The sequence below is a fragment of the Ensifer sp. CCNWLY38 genome, from assembly GCF_037120565.1.
GTDB lineage: Bacteria > Pseudomonadota > Alphaproteobacteria > Rhizobiales > Rhizobiaceae > Ensifer > Ensifer adhaerens_H.
Genome location: NZ_JBBBBO010000001.1, coordinates 550,894 through 572,663 on the forward strand (window position 1 = coordinate 550,894; position 21,770 = coordinate 572,663).

At 61.8% G+C, this 21,770-nt stretch carries 22 protein-coding genes and 1 tRNA gene; 8 read left to right on the top strand and 15 right to left on the bottom strand.

Annotated elements, in window-relative coordinates; all coding sequences use genetic code 11:
* Positions 1–3 precede the first annotated feature (3 nt).
* From V7S54_RS02765 to V7S54_RS02815, 11 genes are all read right to left on the bottom strand, one after another.
* Positions 4–2,298 carry a chemotaxis protein CheA gene (locus V7S54_RS02765; protein WP_065372389.1) on the bottom strand — a complete coding sequence of 765 codons (2,295 nt, stop codon included), beginning with the start codon at positions 2,296–2,298 and terminating at the stop codon, positions 4–6.
* 19 nt (positions 2,299–2,317) lie between these two features.
* Positions 2,318–2,683, bottom strand: coding sequence for a response regulator (locus V7S54_RS02770; RefSeq protein WP_025425897.1), 366 nt, complete (start codon positions 2,681–2,683; stop codon positions 2,318–2,320).
* 3 nt (positions 2,684–2,686) lie between these two features.
* Positions 2,687–2,980, bottom strand: a complete 294-nt coding sequence (locus tag V7S54_RS02775) for an STAS domain-containing protein (RefSeq protein WP_065372388.1) — start codon at positions 2,978–2,980, stop codon at positions 2,687–2,689.
* A 41-nt stretch (positions 2,981–3,021) separates the two neighbouring features.
* Positions 3,022–4,635: a globin-coupled sensor protein gene (locus V7S54_RS02780; protein WP_065372387.1), complete on the bottom strand. Its 1,614-nt coding sequence runs from the start codon at positions 4,633–4,635 to the stop codon at positions 3,022–3,024.
* Positions 4,636–5,434: 799 nt separating this feature from the next.
* The gene (locus V7S54_RS02785) at positions 5,435–6,823 is read right to left on the bottom strand and encodes an FGGY-family carbohydrate kinase (RefSeq protein WP_065372386.1); all 1,389 of its coding nucleotides are present in this window, start codon (positions 6,821–6,823) and stop codon (positions 5,435–5,437) included.
* Between the two features lie 4 nt (positions 6,824–6,827).
* Positions 6,828–7,142 (bottom strand): L-rhamnose mutarotase, encoded by a 315-nt coding sequence (gene rhaM, locus V7S54_RS02790; RefSeq protein ID WP_065372385.1) that lies wholly within the window; start codon positions 7,140–7,142, stop codon positions 6,828–6,830.
* A gap of 7 nt (positions 7,143–7,149) precedes the next feature.
* Positions 7,150–8,154, bottom strand: coding sequence for an ABC transporter permease (locus V7S54_RS02795; protein WP_065372384.1), 1,005 nt, complete (start codon positions 8,152–8,154; stop codon positions 7,150–7,152).
* Positions 8,154–9,134, bottom strand: a complete 981-nt coding sequence (locus V7S54_RS02800; RefSeq protein WP_065372383.1) for an ABC transporter permease — start codon at positions 9,132–9,134, stop codon at positions 8,154–8,156. Before V7S54_RS02800 ends, V7S54_RS02795 begins: the two co-directional genes overlap by 1 nt.
* Positions 9,131–10,627, bottom strand: coding sequence for a sugar ABC transporter ATP-binding protein (locus V7S54_RS02805; protein WP_065372382.1), 1,497 nt, complete (start codon positions 10,625–10,627; stop codon positions 9,131–9,133). The genes V7S54_RS02800 and V7S54_RS02805 overlap by 4 nt, the downstream gene beginning before the upstream one ends.
* Before the next feature lie 280 nt (positions 10,628–10,907).
* Positions 10,908–11,897, bottom strand: a complete 990-nt coding sequence (rhaS, locus tag V7S54_RS02810; protein ID WP_057248265.1) for a rhamnose ABC transporter substrate-binding protein — start codon at positions 11,895–11,897, stop codon at positions 10,908–10,910.
* Between the two features lie 115 nt (positions 11,898–12,012).
* The gene (locus V7S54_RS02815) at positions 12,013–12,825 is read right to left on the bottom strand and encodes a DeoR/GlpR family DNA-binding transcription regulator (protein WP_065372381.1); all 813 of its coding nucleotides are present in this window, start codon (positions 12,823–12,825) and stop codon (positions 12,013–12,015) included.
* A gap of 202 nt (positions 12,826–13,027) precedes the next feature.
* Here V7S54_RS02815 and V7S54_RS02820 point away from each other — a divergent pair, with 202 nt between their 5' ends.
* From V7S54_RS02820 to V7S54_RS02850, 7 genes are all read left to right on the top strand, one after another.
* A complete protein-coding gene (locus V7S54_RS02820; RefSeq protein ID WP_065372380.1) occupies positions 13,028–15,127 on the top strand; it encodes a bifunctional rhamnulose-1-phosphate aldolase/short-chain dehydrogenase in 2,100 nt (699 codons plus the stop codon).
* A 14-nt stretch (positions 15,128–15,141) separates the two neighbouring features.
* Positions 15,142–16,437, top strand: coding sequence for an L-rhamnose catabolism isomerase (gene rhaI / locus V7S54_RS02825; protein WP_065372379.1), 1,296 nt, complete (start codon positions 15,142–15,144; stop codon positions 16,435–16,437).
* A gap of 156 nt (positions 16,438–16,593) precedes the next feature.
* Positions 16,594–16,848 (top strand): GlsB/YeaQ/YmgE family stress response membrane protein, encoded by a 255-nt coding sequence (locus tag V7S54_RS02830; protein WP_057248181.1) that lies wholly within the window; start codon positions 16,594–16,596, stop codon positions 16,846–16,848.
* A 143-nt stretch (positions 16,849–16,991) separates the two neighbouring features.
* Positions 16,992–17,180 carry a hypothetical protein gene (locus tag V7S54_RS02835; protein ID WP_057248180.1) on the top strand — a complete coding sequence of 63 codons (189 nt, stop codon included), beginning with the start codon at positions 16,992–16,994 and terminating at the stop codon, positions 17,178–17,180.
* Between the two features lie 89 nt (positions 17,181–17,269).
* Complete coding sequence (locus V7S54_RS02840) at positions 17,270–17,731, top strand: YbaK/EbsC family protein (protein WP_065372378.1); 462 nt, start codon at positions 17,270–17,272, stop codon at positions 17,729–17,731.
* Positions 17,732–17,850: 119 nt separating this feature from the next.
* Positions 17,851–18,237 carry a DUF930 domain-containing protein gene (locus V7S54_RS02845; protein ID WP_058323564.1) on the top strand — a complete coding sequence of 129 codons (387 nt, stop codon included), beginning with the start codon at positions 17,851–17,853 and terminating at the stop codon, positions 18,235–18,237.
* A 509-nt stretch (positions 18,238–18,746) separates the two neighbouring features.
* The gene (locus V7S54_RS02850; protein ID WP_065372377.1) at positions 18,747–19,994 is read left to right on the top strand and encodes a glycosyltransferase family 2 protein; all 1,248 of its coding nucleotides are present in this window, start codon (positions 18,747–18,749) and stop codon (positions 19,992–19,994) included.
* A 118-nt stretch (positions 19,995–20,112) separates the two neighbouring features.
* On the opposite strand, the gene V7S54_RS02855 is transcribed toward V7S54_RS02850, so the two are convergent.
* Both V7S54_RS02855 and V7S54_RS02860 read right to left on the bottom strand, forming a co-directional pair.
* Positions 20,113–20,334, bottom strand: coding sequence for a hypothetical protein (locus V7S54_RS02855; protein ID WP_065372376.1), 222 nt, complete (start codon positions 20,332–20,334; stop codon positions 20,113–20,115).
* 254 nt (positions 20,335–20,588) lie between these two features.
* On the bottom strand, positions 20,589–20,885 hold the full coding sequence (locus V7S54_RS02860; protein ID WP_065372375.1) for a flagellin: 297 nt from the start codon (positions 20,883–20,885) through the stop codon (positions 20,589–20,591).
* Positions 20,886–20,899: 14 nt separating this feature from the next.
* On the opposite strand from V7S54_RS02860, the gene V7S54_RS02865 reads away from it, so the two are divergent.
* The gene (locus tag V7S54_RS02865; protein ID WP_176707509.1) at positions 20,900–21,037 is read left to right on the top strand and encodes a hypothetical protein; all 138 of its coding nucleotides are present in this window, start codon (positions 20,900–20,902) and stop codon (positions 21,035–21,037) included.
* 84 nt (positions 21,038–21,121) lie between these two features.
* Here V7S54_RS02865 and V7S54_RS02870 read toward each other — a convergent pair.
* Positions 21,122–21,197, bottom strand: a tRNA-Phe gene (locus V7S54_RS02870).
* Between the two features lie 344 nt (positions 21,198–21,541).
* Positions 21,542–21,766, bottom strand: a complete 225-nt coding sequence (gene yacG / locus V7S54_RS02875; RefSeq protein ID WP_065372374.1) for a DNA gyrase inhibitor YacG — start codon at positions 21,764–21,766, stop codon at positions 21,542–21,544.
* Between the last annotated feature and the right edge of the window lie 4 nt (positions 21,767–21,770).

The following is a 21,770-nucleotide window of genomic DNA, read 5'->3' on the forward strand; positions in this document are numbered from 1 at the left end:
CATTCATCCAGCAGCGGCGAGAGACATTTCAGGCTTCAGCGACTGGCCACGCGAAGCGGCCACGATCGTGTCGACGTCGAGAATGAGCGCCACGCGACCGTCGCCGAGAATGGTCGCCGCAGCGATGCCCGGCACGTGGGTGTAGTTGGCCTCGAGGCTCTTGATGACGACCTGGCGCTGGCCCTGGATCGCGTCGACCATCAGTGCGCGCTGGCCCCCGCCTTCGGATTCCACCAGAAGCGCGACACCTTCGACCGGGTTTGCCTGGCTGGCGCGGAAGTTGAGAATGCGACCGACATCGACCAGCGGGCAGAAGGAGTTGCGGATCGAGATCAGCCGCTGGTTGGAACCGAAGGAATGGATCGCCGAAGCTTCCGGCTGCAGGGTTTCGACGATTGCCGTCAGCGGTACCACCAGCGTCTGGTTAGCGACGGTGACGACCATGCCGTCGAGCACGGCGAGCGTCAGCGGCAAGCTCATGGTGAAGACCGAACCGTGGCCCGGCTTCGAGGAGATGTTGATGCGGCCACCGAGCGCCTGGATCGAGCGTTTGACCACGTCCATGCCGACGCCGCGGCCGGAAATGTCGGAGATCTTGTCCGCCGTCGAGAAGCCGGCGTGGAAGATCAGGTTGTCGATCTCTTCGTCCGAGAGATTTGCGTCGGCCGCGATCAGGTCGTTGTCGATCGCCTTCTGGCGCACCTTCTCGCGGTTGATGCCGGCGCCGTCGTCGGCAAGCTCGATGACGATACGGCCGGAGCGATGCTTGGCCGTCAGGCGCACGGTGCCTTCGGCGCTTTTGCCGGCGGCAAGTCGCTTCTCCGGCGTTTCGAGGCCGTGGTCGACGGCGTTGCGGATCATGTGGGTCAGCGGCTCGGCGAGCTTGTCGATGACCGTCTTGTCGACCTCGGTGTTCTCGCCCTCGGTGATGAGGCGCACCGACTTGCCGGTCATGTCGGCGATTTCGCGGACGATGCGCGACATGCGCTGGAACACCGGCTTCACCGGCTGCGCGCGGATCGCCATCACCGAGTCCTGGATCTCGCGGGTGAGCTGCTGCAGCTCTTCGAGACCCATGTTGATCGAGGACGTGCCGTTGGCGTCGTTCTCGACGACGCTCTGCGAGAGCATCGCCTGGTTGATGACCAGTTCGCCGACGAGGTTGATCAGGCGATCAACGCGGTCGAGATCGACGCGGATGGTCGGCGTGCCGGCCGATGCGGCGGCCTGCTGGGCGGCAGCGCTCTGGGCCGCAGCACTGGCGGCGGGTGCTGCCTTCTCGGCCGGGGCGCGGGCGGCGGACTGCGCCATCTGCAGCACGTTGCTGGCGGTGCCTGCGGCCGAAACGGCGGCGTTGCGGATGTCCTGCTGTCGGGACGCGAGCTGTTCTTCCTCCTCGACGACACCGACCGAAACCGCCGGCTCATCATCAAGGATCGAAAGATCGAAAGGCACCGGCTGCATCGGCAGTTCTTCGCCCGACTGCGCTGCCTCGTCTTCGACCAGGGAAATCTCCAGGTCGCAATCCCACTCGGCGAATTCGAAGACGGTGCGGATCGCGTCCTCGCCCTTGTCGGTCGCAAGCTGGATCTTCCAGGAGAAATAGGCGCTCTCCGGGCTCAACCGCTCGAGCGTCGGCAGTGCGCCCATGTCGCAATGGATGCTCATTTCGCCAAGGCGGGAGAGGTCGCGCAGAAGCAGCGTTGCCTCGTTACCCTTGGCATAGAGATCGGACTTCGGCTTGAAGACGATCTCATAGACGGGCATTTCCATCAGCGGTGGTTCTTCGGCAGCGTCGAAGTCGTCGAAGGAGAAAGCGACCGGCTGGAAGCCTTCGTCGTTGACCGGCGGCGGGGCCGCGGCGGCAACGGGCTTGGCAACCACTTCGACCGGCGCTGCGGACGCCTGCGGCACTTCGCCGTTGGCAAGCGCTTCGAGCTCCTTGATCAGCTGACGGCTGCGCGCCTCGTCGACGCTGCCGCCGTCACGAGCGGCATTGGTGAGGTCGGCGAGCACATCGGCCGACTTCAGCATGACCTTCAGAACCTCCGGACCGGGATCGAGCCGGTTGGAACGAACGCAATCAAGGGTCGTCTCGAACACATGCGCGAAGGAGACGAGGTCGTCGAGCCCAAAGGCGCCGGCGCCGCCCTTGATCGAGTGCACCGCGCGGAACACCGCATTGACCGTTTCCGGATCGCGGTCGCCGTCATTGAGCTTCAGCAGACCCGATTCCAGTTCGGCGAGTTGTTCCTCGCACTCCTGGAAGAAGATCTCTTTGATTTCGTTCATATCCATTGGAGGCTATCCCCGGACTTCAGGCCGTTACGCGCTCAATTGCATCGATGAGTTTGGTCGGGTCGAACGGCTTGACGATCCAGCCCGTTGCCCCCGCCTGGCGCGCGCGGTTCTTCTTTTCCGCATCGCTTTCGGTGGTCAGCACCAGGATCGGAATGGCGCGGTAGCGATCGTTCTTGCGCACACCTTCGATGAAACCGAAACCGTCGAGACGCGGCATGTTGATATCGGTGACGATCACATCCGGGTTGGCTTCTTCCAGAACCTCAAGTCCCTCGACGCCGTCCTCGGCCTGGATCGTCTCGAACCCGGCATTGTTCAGCGTGACCAGCAGCATGTTTCGGATCGTCCGGGAGTCGTCGACCGTCAGAACTCGCTTCTTCATTTCTCAAATCTCCTTTGCCACCAGATGATCGATCTCGACCCCGATGAGCTGTGTCGTTTTCTCGAAAGCGTCCGACACCTTGCTGAAGGTGAAAGACAAATGATCCTCTTCCCAGGTCTTGGCGCCGGCCATCAGCACCTGGACACAAAGCGTGCCCACCCGCTCGACCGCCGAAGCGTCGATCACGATGTCGCTGCCTTTCAGAGCGAGCAGCTTCTCGTGCAACGCCGTCGCCTCATTCAGGTCCAGCACCGGAGCGAGGCTGAGCGTCTTCTGAGCGGTCTTCTTGCTGGCCATTCCTGTCTTCCTCGACTGCTAACTCTGTACTGCTCTTGAAATTAGCGCTGCCATCCGGCGAGCTGCCGTTGCGGCCCATCGTCGAACAGCGGCAGTCCCGGCTCTTCGGCAATCACGCCCAAGGCCGGCCGGCTCGGTTCGCGACCGACGGCTGACGAAACGGGATGACGCCGCTCCAGACGAAACCGACGGATGGTTTCGCCAAGCTCGACGATGACGGTGTGGAGATCGTCCGACGAACGCGCGGTTTCTCCCGCCAGGGCAGCACTTGCCTGCACGCCCTGCGAGATCGTGCCGATCTCGGCGGCGACGCCCCTGAGGTCTCCGACCTGTTGCTCCGCTTCGCGGGCTATGCCGGAAACGGCCGAATTGATCGACGTGACCTGCTCGACGATGTTGCTGATCGCGTCCTGCGTGCGGCCGACGATCTCGACGCCGGTCTCGACCTGCGCCTTGGTGCCGGAGACGAGCTGCTTGATTTCACGGGCCGCCTCGCCGGAGCGCTGCGCGAGCGCGCGCACTTCCTGGGCGACAACGGCAAAGCCGCGACCGCTGTCGCCAGCCCGCGCCGCTTCGATGCCGGCATTGAGCGCTAAAAGGTTGGTCTGGAAGGCGATCTCGTCGATCACGCCGATGATCTGGCCGATCTTTTCAGCCGATGCCTCGATATCGGCCATGGCGCTGATCGCCTGGCCGGCGATTTCGCCGCTGCGCTCGACGGCGATGCGGGTTTCGTTGGCCTTCGTCTCCGTCGCGCTGATGCGGCCAGAGCCGCTCGCCATGCGTCCGGCCATGTCGGCAAGTGCTGCAAGTTGCCCGGACAGCGCATCGGCTTCGACACTCGCCTTGTCCGAGAAGGCAGCCGCGTTTCCGCGCATGCGATCGACTAGCGCTTCGGCGGAACGGTTGTGGTGGTCGGATGCCTGCAGGCTCTGTTGAATCTGTTCCAGCGCCGCATTCAGACTGGCAACGATCGGCTGATAGGCTTCCGCTGCCGCTTCCGGCAGCCGCGCACCAAGATCGCCCTGGCTCAAACTCTCGGCAAAGTCGCCGAAGAGCGCCTTGACTTCCTGTTCGTCGGCGCTGCGCTGCTCGGTCAGCTGCCGCTGATGCTGCTGGCGCAGGGCATTGAAACGGAGCGAAACGCCGATCTCGGTGTCGACGAAGACGGTGCGCACCAGCGCCGCGACGAGGTCGCAGAGCTCGCGACGGCGCGCCTTGCCCATCGGCAGGAAAGATCTCGGCCAGGCCTCTTCGATGAGGCCGACGAGCAGGTGTTCGAGCACGACCGCGTGGCTTGCCATCTGCCAGCGCGGATCGAGACCCATGCGGCTTGCCGTATCGGCGAGCACCTTGACGCGCTCGGCATAGAGCCCATCGAAACGCGCGTCGGTCAGCACGTTCCAGTGCGACGACTGAAGATCCTGAAGGCGATCGATCTGGCGATCGTTGTCGAAATGGCGGGCTGCATCGGGAAAGGTCTGGAGGCGCTGAAAAAGATCACGAAGCGCCTGGTCGATGCGGGGAGAAAGCTTCTGTCTGTGATCCCGGACGCGGTTGCAGCTCTCATCGTCGAGCCCGGCAAAACGCAAGCGCTCCAGCAGGCTGCCTGCCTGGCCCTTCCTTGCCTGTTCTGACGATGCTTCCTGCCTCAACGCTGATCCCCGGGTAATGCGCGTTTGCGAATTTGCCTGGGGAGGTTCAAGGGGAGCCACGGTCCACCGGACGTGCACGCCACATCGATGAGATCAGCCCCCGCCAGCGGCGTCTGCTATCGTTCATCCCGCAAGTAAATTCGGTGAAGAATGGATACCGGACCGGAACCGGTACGGCGGGGCGGCATCATGCCTTGAGGAGACTTGTGAATTATCCCATTCCGACGTGTGGGACCATGTTTATGGTTAATTCCTTGCTTGAAGGTTAACGGTCCCTCGCCTCTAATCGGATTCACTAAAATTCGCGGGGTGTTTTCGCGGGCCATTTTTGCGCTGCAACAAAACTGTAATAAAGGCCCCGGATTTCAACAGGTTCTCACTCACAAGAGTTTAGAATTGTACTTTGACTTGCGCTCGCGTATCGAAGCGAAAGTGAAGTGGGCGCTCAATGCGCGAAGAAACCTTCGCAAGAGCGGGATGAGGAAAAGTGTGTGCGGTTTTCCTCCCGCATCCCACTCTAACTTATAAGAAATCGATCACCTTTATGATTGGGGTCGCTGCGACCCAAATCATCGTGATCTAGGCAAAGCGACATCATGACGATGCGCTTACAGGAAACGAACAATGATTGTTCTTGGTATTGGCGCCGCACTCACAGCAATCCTGACAATGATGGCAGTATCGATCGTGCTCAACATTGAGCATAACCGATCGGCAAAGCGCAGCTCCGTGTTTTGATCGGGCTCAAGCCCGTCTCTTCCTGACACAGCCAAGCATCCTGCGGCCGTGAGCGGATGTTCTACGGCCGCTTTTCTTTGCCTGTATGCTTGAGTGCCGCCTCGCGCCATGCCTGCGCATAGATGACGAAGCTATCAGGAATCTCGCCCACAACCGGCTCGACCCCGGTCCTGACCCTCGAGCCCTCGACGAGGCAGGCGGCACCGAGGCTCGTACCCGTAAGATTCTGGGGATCGGCAAAGACCGGCCGGCCGGTTGCCGCTGCAAGCATGCGCAGATAGGCCCTGTTTGCGGCAAACGGTCCCTCGACGACGACCTCCCCGCGCGCGCCGATCAGATCGAGGCAGGTGGCCGTCATCAGTGCCAGGTGAAACGAGACGACGGCAAAACGCTCGGCGGGGCCAAGCGCCTGTTCGTCGGTCGTCCAGATCGCCTTCGAAGCCGGAAAGGGACCAGAGCCCTCGGGAATGGACGGCAGCAGCATGTGGCCGGCCTTGGCGACCCTCTCTTCCACATCCGGCGACGAGGGGACCGACCCCTCCCCCAGCAGAAGCTGGAATGCGCGGCCGCCCATGAAGCGGGCCGAGGGCACGGGCTCGCCGAGCGCGTTGACGTTGATGAGCGTGTCGCGATGTTCGTCGAGCGTCTTCGGCTCGGCGCCGACCGCCAGCATGACGACCCAGGTTCCAGTAGAGACCACCGAGAAAGGCGAGGCACGCGTCAATAGATGCGGGAGCAGCGATGCGTTGGAATCGTGAATGCCGCAATAGACGGGGGTCGCGGCGGCAATGCCGGTTGCGGCACAGAGCTCCGGCCGCAGGCCACCAGCGATATCACTCGCCTTCAGCACCGGTGCGAAGAGAGGCCTCCACCCCTGGCGTTCGACCAGAGACGAGAACGTTCCGGCTCGCGGGTTCCAAAGATCCGTATGGCAGCCGAGCGAGGTCAACTCGTTGCAGGGCACGCCCGTCAGGCGATAGGTCCAGTATTGCGCATAGGTGAGGATCGAGGTGACCCTGGCAAAATCATCCGGAAAGGTCTTCTGCTGCCAATAGAGCTGCGCGCCGACATTGAGGCCCATCGGCAGGCGTGCAGAGCCAGTCTCGGAAAACGGGGGCCGCGCCACATCATATTCAGCGGCAAGGCTGTCGGGGCCGGCGTATTCATAGTCCAACACCGGGAGCGCCAGATCGCCTGATGCATCAAGCACGACCGCAGTCGCGCCGTGGGTGGTGATCGAGATTGCCTCGAAAGCGTGTTCGGCGTTGAGCGCCGCGAGGCTCTCAAGCAGGAAGGCCCAGAGATGGTCGATATCGAAATGCGGATAGGGGCCGTCCCTTTGTACCACATTCGCCGTCTTGCGAACGGCGATCTCCTCGAACCGCTCGAGATCGACGGCCGCGACCTTCGCATTGGTCTTGCCTATATCGATGACGCCAACGACCCGCATCCGATCAGTCCATATGAAAGACGGTCTTGAGCGGTACCGCCACCGGCTCGTTGTCGGCCCTGGTCTCCATGATATCGGCCATATGCGTCCACCATTTCTGCATGACCGGATGGGAGGGCAGGTCGGCCATGCGATGATCGTCGGTCCGCCAGAGCACGCCGAAGAGCAGGTTGGTTTCTTCATCCAGGTGAATGGAGTAGTCGGAGACGCCGGCCTCCTTCAGAAGCGTCACCAGCTCCGGCCAGATCGCATCGTGCCGCGCCTTGTATTCGGCCGTCATGCCCGGGTTCAGCCGCATGCGGAACGCATATTTTTCCATGACAACCTCAATGCGCGAGACGTTGGCGGGCACGCCGCCAGAGGATGGGGAGCGCGATCACCGAGATCAGCAGCAGACCGATGAAGATCGACATGACGATACCGGGCACGTTGAGCAGGCCGAAGCCGAAGGTCACCATACCCATGATCAGCGCCGCGAGCACGACGCCGGGGATGGTCCCGGAGCCGCCGAGGATGTTGACGCCGCCGAGCACCACCATCGTCACCACCTCGAGCTCCCAGCCGAGCGCGATCGTCGGGCGCGTGGAGCCAAGGCGCGAGGTCAGGCAGATCGAGGCAAGCCCTGCCATCAGGCCGGTCAGGAGGAACAGGATGAACTTGATGCGCGGCACGCGAATGCCCGAAAACAACGCCGCCGTCTGGTTGTTGCCGATGGCATAAACCGCGCGGCCGAAATTGGTCTTGTGCAGCACGATGCCATAGACGACGGCGAGCACGACGAAAAGCGTGAACTCGAAGGAGAACACCCACCAGACATAGCCCTGGCCGAACCAGGAAAAGCCGTCTGGATAGCTAGTAAACGCCTGATCGCCGAGAACGATGAAGGAGAGCCCTCGGAAGAGGCTCATCGTGCCGATCGTCACCACGATCGAGGGCAGCCCGAGGCCGGTGATCAGCAGGCCGTTGATCGCGCCGCAGAGGAAGCCAACGGAAAGACCAATTGCCACCAGAGCCGGCGTATCGAAACCGAGCTGCACGGCGTAGCCCATCGCCGTCGAGGCGAGTGCGATGATCGAGGCGACCGACAGATCGATCTCGCCTGAGATGATCACCAGCGCCATGGCGAAGGCGATCATCGCCTTTTCGGTGAAGTTGAAGGTGGCATCCGAGAGGTTCCACGGATCCAGGAAATAGGGAGACGCCAGCGAATTGCCCAGGAAGATCAGACAGGCGACGACGAGGAGCAGGCTTTCCCAGCTTTTCAGCAGGCGCGCGCCGCGGCCCTCGAGGCGATCGGGAATGTGGCGGGGGGTAAGGTGGGTTTCGGCCATCAGACAGCCTCCGCTTTTCTCAGGATGACACGACCCTTGCGCCGCTCGGCGCGGGCGTTGACGGCAACGGCGATGATGATGACCATGCCCGAGATCGCCATCTGGGCGAAGGGCGAGATGTTGATGACCGGCAGCGCATTCTTGATCACGCCGAGGAACAGCGCTCCAAGCACCGCGCCCGCCACCGTGCCGATACCGCCGGCAATCGAGATGCCGCCGATGACGCAGGCCGCGATGATATCGAGCTCGAAACCGAGGGCGATGTCGACATAGGCGACGGCGTAACGTGACACCCAGAGATAGCCGGAAAGTCCGGCCAACGTGCCCGAGAGGCAGTAGGCAAAGAAGCGCGTGCGGCCGACATCGATGCCGGTATAGATAGCCGCATGCGGATTGCCGCCGACGGCGTAGAAGGCGCGCCCGAGGGCCGTGCGGCTCATGAGCAGGAAGATCAGCGCGATCATCACCAGCGACAGCCAGGAGAGTACCGGGAAGCCCTCAAGTTCGGCACGCGGCAGCGCCTTGAACGCATCGCTCATCTGGTGGGCATTGATCCACCTGCCGTTGGTCAAGAGGAAGATCAGCCCGCGATAGATGGTCAAGGTGCCGAGCGTCACGACGATCGGCGGAATGTCGAGCTTCCAGACGAGCGCTCCGTTGATCATGCCGAGGATAGCGCCGAGCGCCATCGCCGAGAGAATGATGACCGGGATCGGCAGCCCCGGATAGGCGGCGTTCAGCATCGCCGCCACCATGCCGGAGAGCGCGAGGTTTGCAGCCATGGACAGATCGATGCATCGCGTCAGGATCACCGCCATCTGGCCAAGCGCCAAAATGATCAGGATCGAGGTGTCGTTGTAGACGCGGGCCAGATTGGTGGGCGCCACGAAAGGCGGGAAGCGCCAGGTGATGAGGGCGAGCAGTACGGCAATCGCGCCAACGAGCAGAAGCTCACGGTTCTTGAGAAACTTCGCCATCATGCGGCCTCCTGAATACCGGCGGCGGCGCGCACCAGCTTTTCCGCCGTCAGTTCGGCACGCTCGAAGCGCCCGGCGATCCGACCCTCGCGCATGACGATGACGCGGTCGGACATGCCCATGATCTCGGGGATTTCCGATGAGACCATGATGACGCTGAGGCCTTGAGCCGCAAGCTCGCTCATGAAGGCGTGCACGGCAGCCTTCGAGCCGATGTCGATGCCCTTGGTCGGCTCGTCGAGGATGATGACCTTTGGCTTCGTCGCCAGCCATTTGGCGATGACGACCTTCTGCTGGTTGCCGCCCGAGAGCGTACCGACGTCCTGATCGAGCGAGGCAGCGCGCAGATCGAGGCGCGCGGTATACTCGCGGGCGAGCGCGAATTCGTTGGCGAGTTTCAGGAAGCCCGAGCGCGAGGTGCGCGACAGCGACGGCAAGGTGACGTTTTGAAAGATCGGCAATCCAATGATCGCGCCCTGGCGGCCGCGTTCCTCCGGAACGTAGACGATGCCGCTGCGGATCGCCTCGGAGGGGCTGCGGATCACCAGCACCTCGCCATCGAGCCGGACCGCACCGGCGGAAGGCCGTGTGACGCCGATCAGCGACTGCATGAATTCCGATCGGCCAGCGCCGACGAGACCATAGAAGCCGAGGATCTCGCCGCGGCGAAGCTCGAAATTGATGTCCTCGAATTCGGTCGGGTGGCGGTAGCCCGAAACGGTGAGCACCGGCGCGCCGATCGCCACTTCCTTCTTCGGGTAGACCGAACCGACGGCGCGGCCGACCATGAGGCGCACCAGTTCGTCCTGGCTGACATCGGCAATCAGGCCCTCATCCACCATCGTTCCATCGCGGAAGACGGTGTAGCGATCGGCAATGCGGAAGATCTCGTCGAACTTGTGGCTGATGAAGAGGATCGCCTTGCCGTCAGCCTTCAACCGTTCGACCAGCGCATAGAGCTCGTGGATCTCCTTGTGCGACAGCGCCGCGGTCGGCTCGTCCATGATGACCACCTGGGCATCGACGGAAAGGGCGCGGGCGATCGCGACGAGGTGTTTCTTGGCAATGCCGAGGTCGCGCAGGCGGATCGTCGGATCGAGATCGGCACCGGCGCGCGCCAGCAGGGCACGCGCATCGGCATTGAGCTTCTTCCAGTCGATCAGGCCGAAGCGATTGCGCGGCGCATGGCCGAGGAAGATGTTTTCGGCGACCGAAAGCTCGTCGAAGAGCACCGTTTCCTGGTGGATCGCCGTGACGCCCGCGCGGGCTGCCGAGAGCGCCGTCGGGAAATGGACCTCCTGCTCCGCAACGCGGATGGTGCCGCCATCCGGCTGATAGATGCCGGTCAGGATCTTCACCAGCGTCGATTTTCCGGCGCCGTTTTCGCCGATCAGCGCGGTCACCGATCCCGGATAGAGCGACAGCGAAACGTCGGAGAGCGCCTTCACGCCGGGAAAGGATTTCGAGATCCCCTCAAGCGCAATGGCGGGCTTCATCCGCGATGTGAGCGTATCCTGGAGCAAGTTCCGTTCCGCCTGATCTATGTGCCTGACATCGAGGGCACCGCAGTCTGCAAATGCCCCTCACCCTAACCCTCTCCCCGCGCGCGGGGAGAGGGAACGAGGACGCCGCTCTCCTCCCTCCTTGACGTGGAAGAGGAGCGAACGGTTACCGCTTGTCCCTTCTCCCCGCCTGCGGGGAGAAGGTGCCGGCAGGCGGATGAGGGTTCCCTCACCGTGCGGATGAGGGGCAACGCCGGTTTGGTCGTTCGCCCGATCAGAAGATCTTGGCGAATTCCTCGACGTTCTTTGCGTCGTAGACGAACGGATCGGCCATCGCGCCTTCGTTGTTGTCGTCGAGCTTGACCGCGCCCATGCGGCCCATCTTCAGTTCCGCGCCGGGTTTCGCTTCGGCACCGCCGATCAGATCATAGGCGATCATCGTTGCGGAGTAGCCGAGGTCGATCGGGTTCCAGATCGCGAAGGACTTGGAGGCGCCCGACTTGACGTGGCCAGCCATTTCCGAGGGAAGGCCCAAGCCAGTCACGTTGATCTGGCCGATCTTGCCGGCGTCAGTGACGGCCTGGGCGGCCGCAACGATGCCAACCGAGGTCGGGGCGATGATCGCCTTCAGGTTCGGATAGGACTGAATGAGCCCTTGCGTTTCGCGATAGGACTTGTCGGCAAGGTCGTCGCCATAGACGGTGGTGACGACATTGATGCCCTTGTAGTTGCCCTGGACCTTCTTCATCTCGGCGATCCAGGTGTTCTGGTTGGTCGCGGTCGCCGAAGCTGAAAGCACGGCGACGTCGCCGCCTTCAGGCAGGTTGTCGGCGGCAAGCTTGATGATCATGTTGCCGATCAGCGGGTTGGACGACGGGTTGAGGTGCATCAACCGGCCATCCTTGGCCACACCCGAATCCCAGGAGATGACCTTGATGCCACGGTCCATCGCCTTCTTCAGCGCCGGAACCAGAGCGTCGGTGTCGTTTGCCGAAACGGCGATCGCGTCGACCTTCTGCGCGATCAGCGAGTTGATCACCTCGATCTGGCCTTCGGCGGTGGTCGAGGTCGGGCCGGTGTAGATCACCTCGACATCGCCGAGTTCCTTGGCGGCTTCCTGGGCGCCCTTGTTGGCGGCTTCGAAGAAGCCGATGCCGAGCGCCTTGACCACGAGCGCGATCTTCTTGTTTTCCGCATGCGCGGCATTGGCCATCAGCGCCAGCGAAACGGCGGCCGTGACCATCAGTGACTTCAGGATCTTCATGTTCATTTCCTCCCATTGTCCGGTCCGCGAAAATCGCATCCGGCGCAAATTCCTCCGTTCGGCAACGACCCGGCCGTTTCGGCCGTGACCGCCACCTTCCCCTCCCTCACCCGCGTCAGGCAGACGAGGACATGTTTTCCGCATCCGTACCGGCCCTGCTACTGGCAACGACCAGCCGCACCCCGGCATTTTCAAGCATCGCGGCATGCCTGTCCTCGATGCCCGAATCCGTGATCACCGTGGCGATCCGCTTCAATCCGCACAGGATCAGGCTGGAGCGCTTGTGAAATTTCGACGAGTCGACCAGCACGACGAGTTCGTCCGCCTGGTCGATGAGTTTCTGTTCCGCCTGGATCAAAAGCGGATCCGCTTCCATCAGGCCGAGCGGCCCCAGACCTTGAGCCCCCATGAACATGCGGCGCGCATAGAAATTGCGCGTCACGTCGTTGTCGAAGGGGCTGAGAATGATGTTCTGCTCGCGGTAGATCGTGCCGCCCGACAGCATCACTGTGTTCTTCGAATGCTTCAAAAGATGCTCGGCGATCGGGAAAGAATTGGTGAACACCTGCATGCGGCGATTGCTGAGGAAATGCACCATCTGAAAGGTGGTGGTGCCGCCATTGATGATGATCGGTTCGCCATCCTCGCAGAGCGCCACCGCCTCCTTGGCGATCGCCTGCTTCTCGCGGGCGTGCAGGCCCTCATTGACCTTGAACGGCCGGCCGGCAAGGCCGACAAATTGCGGCGGGTTGATCGCCTCGGCGCCGCCACGCACACGGCGCAGCTTCTTCTGCACGTGGAGGGCTGCAATATCACGCCGGATCGTCGCCTCGGAACTGTCGGTCAAATCGACCAGTTCCTGGACGGTGACGACGGGTTTTTCCTGAACCGCCGACAGAATGATCCGGTGTCTTTCTTTCTCGTGCATACGTTCCTCCGATGGCGTTCATGCTTCCATCACGATCGACCATTGTCAATCACAATCAATCATATTTTTTCATTGTGCAGCGCAATATGCGCGAACTTGATCGTTTTTGATTGACTTTAACGCTCAAGTCCTGTGATCTGATGCCAACCATATCACCGTGCGGACGCCAAGCCGCGCGACATCAGACCGGGAGGAATTCGAGATGCTCGACAAGCAGCAGGGCGCACGACTTGCAAACCTTTGGGACGAAGCGAAGGCTGCCGGCATGAGCGAATCCGAGCGCCTGCTCTATCGCTCCAACCTGCTCGGTTCCGACAAGCGCATCACCAACTACGGCGGCGGCAACACCTCGGCCAAGGTGATGGAAAAGGATCCGCTTGGCGGCGGCACAGTCGAGGTTCTCTGGGTCAAGGGCTCGGGCGGCGACGTCGGCACGATCAAGCTCGACGGCTTCGCGACGCTCTACATGGACAAGCTCAACGCGCTGAAGTCGATCTATCGCGGCGTCGCTTTCGAAGACGAAATGGTCGGCTACCTGCCGCACTGCACCTTCAACCTCAATCCGCGCGCTGCCTCCATCGACACGCCGCTGCACGCCTATGTGCCGAAGAAGCACGTCGACCATATGCATCCCGATGCGATCATCGCGATCGCCGCGTCGCAGAACAGCCGCGAACTGACGGCCAAGATCTTTGGTGACGACATCGGCTGGCTGCCGTGGAAGCGCCCGGGTTACGAGCTCGGCCTGTGGCTGGAAAAGTTCTGCCTGGAGAACCCTGGCGCGCGCGGCGTCGTGCTCGAAAGCCACGGCCTCTTCACCTGGGGGGACACGGCAAAAGAAGCCTATGAGACGACGATCGAAATCATCAACAAGGCGATCGCCTGGTTCGAAGCGGAAAACACCAAGCCGGCCTTCGGCGGTGCGGCGAAGCCGGTGCTCGACGCCACAGCCCGCGCCGATATCGCCCGCAAGCTGATGCCCGTCATCCGCGGCCTGATCAGCGCCGACGAGAAGAAGGTCGGCCATTTCGACGACAGCCAGGCAGTGCTCGATTTCGTCACCTCGAAAGACCTGAGCCCGCTTGCGGCGCTCGGCACGAGCTGCCCCGACCACTTTCTGCGCACCAAGATCCGGCCACTGGTGATCGATTTCGACCCAGCCATTCCGGACGTCGACAGGACGCTTTCCGCCCTTCCTGAAGCGATTGCCGCCTATCGCGCCGACTATGCCGCCTACTACGAGCGCTGCAAACACGCCGACAGCCCCGCCATGCGCGACCCGAATGCTGTCGTCTACCTCGTGCCCGGCGTCGGCATGATCACCTTCGCCAAGGACAAGGCGACGGCCCGTATCTCCGGCGAGTTCTATGTCAACGCCATCAACGTCATGCGCGGCGCTTCCGGTGTCTCCACCTATGTCGGCCTGCCGGAACAGGAAGCCTTCGACATCGAATACTGGCTGCTGGAGGAGGCGAAACTGCAGCGCATGCCGAAGCCGAAGAGCCTGGCCGGCCGCATCGCGCTCGTCACCGGCGGCGCCGGCGGCATCGGCAAGGCGACGGCCAACCGGCTGATGCAGGAAGGCGCCTGCGTGGTGCTTGCCGATATCGACGAGACGGCGCTCGCCGCCGCCGCGAACGAGCTTGCCGCCCGCTACGGCAAGGATGTCGTGCGCTCCGTCACCATGAACGTCACCAGCGAGCCGGCGGTCGAAGGCGGCTTTAACGACGCCTTGCTGGCCTTTGGCGGCCTCGACATCCTCGTGTCCAATGCCGGCCTCGCCTCCTCGGCCACGATCGAAGACACGACGCTGGCACTCTGGAACAAGAACATCGAGATCCTGACCACCGGCTACTTCCTCGTCTCGCGCGAGGCCTTCCGCATCTTCCGCCAGCAGAAGGCCGGCGGCAATGTCGTCTTCGTCGCCTCCAAGAACGGCCTTGCCGCCTCCCCCGGCGCCTCGGCCTATTGCACCGCCAAGGCGGCCGAGATCCACCTCGCCCGTTGCCTGGCGTTGGAGGGTGCTGCGGCACAGATCCGCGTCAACGTTGTCAATCCGGACGCGGTGCTGCGCGGCTCGAAGATCTGGACCGGCGAGTGGAAGGAACAGCGCGCCGCCGCCTACAAGATGGATGTCGACGACCTTGAGGCGCATTATCGCGAGCGCTCGATGCTGAAGCTCAGTGTGTTCCCGGAGGATATCGCCGAGGCGATCTACTTCCTCGCCTCCGACATGTCGGCGAAATCGACCGGCAACATCATCAATGTCGACGCGGGCAACGCCCAGTCCTTCACCCGCTGATCAAGGAGAGTCTGATGACAAAGATGATGATCAGCCAGGCGACGGTGGATGCCGAAAATGAAAGCCGTCTCACTGCACTGCGCCGGGATTATGAAAGCCTCGGCGAGCGGCTCGACCGCCGCGGGGTCGACATTGACCAGATCAAGCGCAAGGTCGCCGCCTATGGCGTCGCCGTCCCCTCCTGGGGTGTCGGCACCGGCGGCACGCGCTTTGCCCGTTTCCCCGCTAAGGGGGAGCCACGCAACATCTTCGACAAGCTCGAGGATTGCGCGATCATCCAGCAATTGACCAGGGCGACGCCGACCGTCTCGCTGCACATTCCCTGGGACAAGGTGAGCGACATCTCCGAACTGAGAGAGAAAGGCACGTCGCTCGGCCTCGGTTTCGACGCGATGAACTCCAACACCTTCTCCGACGCTCAGGGCCAAGAGCACTCCTACAAATTCGGCTCGCTGTCGCACACGGATGCCGCGACGCGCCGCCAAGCGGTGGAACACAACCTCGAATGCATCGAGATCGGCCGGCAGCTCGGCTCGAAGGCGCTGACCGTCTGGGTGGGCGACGGCTCCAACTTCCCCGGCCAGAGCAACTTCACCCGCGCCTTCGAGCGTTATCTCGATGCGATGAAGTCGGTCTATGCGGCGCTGCCGGAGGATTGGCGGGTCTTTACCGAACACAAGATGTTCGAGCCGGCCTTCTATTCGACCGTGGTCCAGGACTGGGGCAGCAACTATCTCATCGCCCAGGAGCTCGGCCCCAAGGCCTTCTGCCTCGTCGACCTTGGCCACCATGCGCCAAACGTCAATATCGAGATGATCGTCGCCCGCCTCATCCAGTTCGGCAAGCTCGGCGGTTTCCACTTCAACGATTCGAAGTACGGCGATGACGATCTCGACACGGGCGTGATCGACCCCTATCGGCTGTTCCTCGTGTTCAACGAGCTGGTGGATGCGGAAACGCGCGGCGCCAAGGGCTTCAAGCCGGCGCATATGCTCGACCAGAGCCACAACGTCACCGACCCGATCGAGAGCCTGATGACGAGCGCGACCGAAGTCTGCCGGGCCTATGCGCAGGCGCTGATCGTCGATCGCAAGGCGCTGGAGGGGTATCAGGACGACAACGATGCCCTGATGGCGAGCGACACGCTGAAGACCGCCTTCCGCACCGACGTCGAGCCGATCCTTGCGATGGCGCGACTTGAGAGCGGTGGAGCGGTGGCGCCGGTCGCGACCTATCGGAAAAGTGGATACCGCGCAAAGGTCGCCGCCGAACGCCCTGAAATTGCCGGCGGCGGAGGCGGCATCGTCTGATACCAATCGAGCAGTGCCGTGCCCTCGCCTTCAGGGTCCGGCGCCCCGGCCATCATTCAAATCGTAAAAAATCGCTGCGCGATGGAATTGCCCCCTATCTGATTTCGATTCCTGATCTATCTTTCCAATCGAGATCCAATGGAAAGGGGACCATTCATGGGTATTGAAAGCATTCTCGTCTTCCTGATCGTTGGCGCGGTGGCCGGCTGGCTCGCCGGCCTCATCGTCAAGGGCGGCGGCTTCGGCCTGATCGGCAATATGGTCGTCGGCATCATCGGCGCCTTCATCGCCGGCTTCCTCTTCCCGGCGATCGGCATCAGCCTCGGCAGCGGTATTCTCTCGGCAATCCTGCACGCGACAATCGGCGCCGTCATCCTTCTGGTGCTGATCCGTATCGTCAAACAGGCCTGAGCCCACACCATTCGGCGGCAGCCGCCTTCGCGCATGGGACGGCCCTCGGCCGTTCTATCTGGACGCGCGAACAGGGCTGTAGCACTGTGATTTGCTGGACGGGTCACCGGACGGAACATCGCACTTGCCAGACGGAGGCACGCATGAACGCGCTTTACACCGACAAGATCGAGACGGCGCTCAGGTCTTTCATCGCCGATCACCCGGGAACGCTGTCACGGGATCAGGCGATCGCCACAATCCTCGAGAACTGGTTCACCAGCCATGGCTATCTGCCGCCTGGGCAAGAGGGCCGGCGCCCCGAAGACCTTGACGCTTCCAACGACGACTGAGAGATTTGCCCGCCCGAAGCCGCACGCCGTGACGGCTGTTCGCAACGCGGCCGATCGCCATCGCTTTTCAATAACGTGAATCCTTTGCCATGAGCCTGACTTCCGTCAAAGACTTCTTTTCCCAGCACGCCCCAGATATCGATGTCATCGAGCTTCAACAAAGCACCGCCACGGTTGCGCTTGCGGCCGAGGGCCACGGCGTCGAGCCGGCGCAGATCGCCAAGACACTGGCGCTTCGGGTTGGCGACGATGTGATCCTGATCGTCACGCGCGGCGACGCCCGCCTCGACAACAAGAAGTACAAGGCCCGCTTCGGCACCAAGGCCCGCATGCTCGGCTTCGACGAGGTGGAGGCCGAGACGGGGCACCCGGTCGGCGGCGTCTGCCCCTTCGGCCTTGCCAAGCCGCACAGCATCTATTGCGACTTGTCGCTCAAGGCCTACGACGTCGTCGTGCCGGCCGCCGGTGCCACCAATGCGGCGGTGCACATCAGCCCCGCCCGCATTGTCGAACTGACCGGGGCCGAATGGATCGACGTGTCGGAAACGTAGTTCAACGTTTCGGAAACGTGACCGGCCTTGGAATGGCCACAAGCTTAACTGAAACCGCAGGCGCGTCCCGGAGTGATTTGCCGGGTCCGGTTCTTTTTCATCGCAGGAGCCCGTCGAGCATGAAGACAATCGCGTACCCGCTCATCTTCGCCGCCACATGTTCCCCGGCGCTGGCGATGGATCAGTCCCTGGTGCGCCAGTTCGAAAAGCTCGACCCGCAGACCCGGCTCGAACAGCGGTGCGACACCGAGGCGATGGAGCGCATCAACGCCGACAAGTCGACCTTCAAGCCGGACAAGGTGATCGCCTACACCTTCGCCGAGCCGGTCGTGAAGGAAGACAAGATGAAGGCGCCGGGCGCCGTGTTCCGCAGCAAGGGCGAATGGTACAAGCTGAAGTTCAAGTGCCGCACCGACGCGGAGCACCTGGATGTCCTGTCTTTCGAATACAAGATCGGCGAGCTTGTGCCGCACGAGAGCTGGGACGAGTTCTACCTCTACCCCTGACGGGCACCGCCCGAACCTTTGCCCGTCGTTAGAGCACGGCCATCAGAAACAGCAGCGAGCCGAGCGAAAGCGCGGCCATGATGCTCATCAGCATCTTCATCATATGAGCTGCCATTTCGTACATCCTTGTCCTGCTCCCTTAGGAATGAACGAATGCGTCTGATTTCGGGCATGCGGCTCGATGAAGACCGGGTTCGAGCGCCATTGTTACAACCATCGAGATTGCGCCAGCATGGTTAACAATTCGCTAACAGAGCCCCTGTTCACCCTCTGCACAGCTCCCGCCTGACCGGCCTTTATTCAAGACAAGGCTCACGCAAGATCGAAGCGGAATAAGGGAGCGTAGGATCGGCCTCCTCTGCGCGCTGCCCCTTGCGCCCTGAGGCGTCCGGTCCCTGCCGTTGCATCGCCAGCCACCGCTGTTCTCGTGCCGGCGTGCAAGCAAACGAGACGCGACCGGCGGTCTGCCGCAGGCCCGCTGTCGCATGTGACTGACAATGGAGAGGCGAGTGAGCCAGGTTAAGCTGAGCATCTGCATTCCCACCTATAACCGCGCGCCCTTCCTCGAAAAGGCGCTCGGCTACTTCGTCGAACTCTACCAGTTCTCCTTCAAGTACGAGATCATCATTTCCGACAACGCCTCGACCGACGGCACCCGGGAGATCGTTGATCGCTTTGTCGCCAAGGGGTTGCCGATTCGCTATTTCCGCCAGTCGGAGAATTTCGGCGCGATTCCCAACGTCATCAGCGCCGTCAGCCGCGCGGTTGGCGAATACACGCTCTACCTCGCGGATGACGACGTGCTCATCAACGATGGCTTGCGCGAGGCAGTCCGCTATCTGGATCTCAATCCGGAAGTGACGGTGTGCTTTGCGCCCTGGTACACACACGACGAGGTCGACGAACGGGACGGTGCGCCGTTCTTCTCGGTCGATAAGGATACCAAGTTCAAGAAACGGGACTTCGAGCCGGTTTTCGATTTTCTCGTCGACCGACATGTCTTTCCGGAGATCGGCATTTACCGGACCTCGGCCCTGCGCTCCGCTTGGGCGCCACGGCACTTCGCGTATTGGGCCTTCTCCTATCTCGCACATTTCCTGGAACTGGGCGCCGTCACCTTCCTGAAGAAGCCTTTCTATCGCCAGGTGATACGCTCCAAGATCGTCCGTGATCGGCCGCAGGCCGGCCACGCCGAGACGCTGACGGCATGGGATGCGTATCGGGGTGGTCTTGAGTACTTCCTCTACAGCGGCGCCAAACGCGGTGCCGTCAAGCTGACTGCCGATCGCCGGGCCTATTTCGATGCGCAGATCAGGGACTTCACCATGATCCGCATGAGCGTTGCCTTGCGCATGTGGATGATGAAGAAGGACTACGTTCGCGCCTATGAGCTCTATACGCGGCTGATGCTGGCCGGCTTCGAGCACCATCCCGACGTGCAGCAGGCAAGAGGGGCACTGCCCCTCATGGTCGCCCTTCAGACTGTCACGTGGCATACAAACGCGATTGCAGAAATCGACCGGCTTGTTCTTCACGGCGTGGACGACCACGGCGCGATCGAGGAACTGTTGCGCGAGCTCGGCCTGCGCTCCGAAATCGCTGTCGTGCCGCCAACGACACAATTGACAGCGGACGAGGTTGCCCGCACCGCCGTGTTCATTACCGCCGATAGCGACCGCAAGCATTATCTGCGCAACGGCCATCCGCCGAACATGGTGGTCAGCGAAGGCGATATTCTCAGTCATGTTCTGATCTAGAACGAAAGGGCGCCACGGCGCCCTTCCCTGTTTTTCACGATGTCACCGCCTGAGAGGCAGACCTGTGACCGATAGCCAACGGCGTCCCGGCCGATCGACGTCCTCTCACGTCCATTTCCTACTTGCGCATGATGCCCTTGTAGTAGGAACCATTTCTCGGCGGCGGGCGGTTTACGGTCTTTCCGGGTGGGTTGTACTTCTCGCTCCCGTGGCCTTCATTGACCGCCGTTGGTGAAACGCCCTTGTAGTAGCTGCCGCCTGCGAACGCAGGAGCGGACACACCCGCAGCGATCGTTGCCGCGACGAGAGTTGCCAAAGAGAGCCTGGAAAACTTACGCATTTCTGATCCTCGGTTGACCCTGCCACGACCCTGTTTTTGTTGTGGTTTCGTGGCATCGATTACGCGACGAAGACGTTCGCCGCTCAGGTCCTCCCGGGCGTGAGAATATGCAGAAGCTGCGACGAACATGTAACGCAGGTAACAGCCGTCGATTTGCGCCTTCTCTAAAAGGGAGGATCGATACCCGATCAGCGACGTGCTGGAACAGTCTCGGCTGCGATATCTTCGTCATCGCTTCGCGACGACGAGATCATTCAGCGGAAAAGCTGCAGGATGTTCTGGGTATTGGAGTTGGCGATCTGCAAAGCCTGGATGCCAAGCTGTTCCTGCGTCTGCAATGCCTTCGGGCGCGTCGACGTCTCGTTCATGTCGGCATCCACCAAACGTCCTACCCCTTTTTCGACGGTGGCCATCAGCGTCTGCGCAAAGGTCGCCTGCATGTCGATGCGCGTCAGCAGCGAGCCCAACGCGGCTGCTCCGTCAATCGTCTTCTGCGACACGACTTCAATGTACTGAATGTAGGAATCGAGCGACTGGGTTCGCGGCGACATCGATATCCAGGAAGTTGCGTCTCATTGCCACCGTGCCGCTTTCCGCGCCCACTGTCAGCCGCACGATTGGGCTGGTCGAACGCCGCGGCGGCAGGCTCTCCCCGGCAGCGATCCGCTTTCGCGAGATACTGGTGCAGGAGTGGACGACGTAATGAGGGCGAACGAGTGACGCAACGCTCAGTAAACGCCGAACGTGGTTTTCAAGCTTTTCAAGACCAAACATTTAAGGAGATGAATGGTGCCCGGAGGCGGATTTGAACCACCGACACGCGGATTTTCAATCCGCTGCTCTACCAACTGAGCTATCCGGGCATCCTGCCGTTTCGGGCAGCGGTTCCTTTCGGAACCCTCGGGGCGCTTGTTTGTGCCCCGGAAGCGAGCGGGGTTATAGCATCTTGTTCGGCAGTGTCCAGCGCCAAATGAAAGTTTTTTGACCGAAATCCTGTGGACAGTCGAAAAAACCAAAAAGGTAAGGAGTTTCAGAGGGATCGCGTCCCCATCTCTCGTCCGCTCGGCGAAAGAAGCGGCTTTCGGAAGCCGAAAATGATGGTCGCATTCATCTGCCGATACGCAGGATCTTCCAGGCGTCGTTCACGGCAAAGAGGATGCATAGAGGGAAATGGCCGGACCGACGCGTCCGGCAAAGTCGGTACACTTTATCGGTCGTCGTCGTCGGCCTTCGTTTCGTCGTCGGCAACCGGAATGGCATAGGAGCCGGAGAGCCAGCGATTAAGGTCGACGTTGCGGCAGCGGTCGGAGCAGAAGGGATAGTGCTCCCGATGCGACGGCCGTCCGCATTCCGGACAGGGTCGAGGCGCCCGCAGGGGCGCGACGTTCGAACCGCTCTTCTTCGTATCGTCGTTATTTGTCTCGTCTGGCACCGGC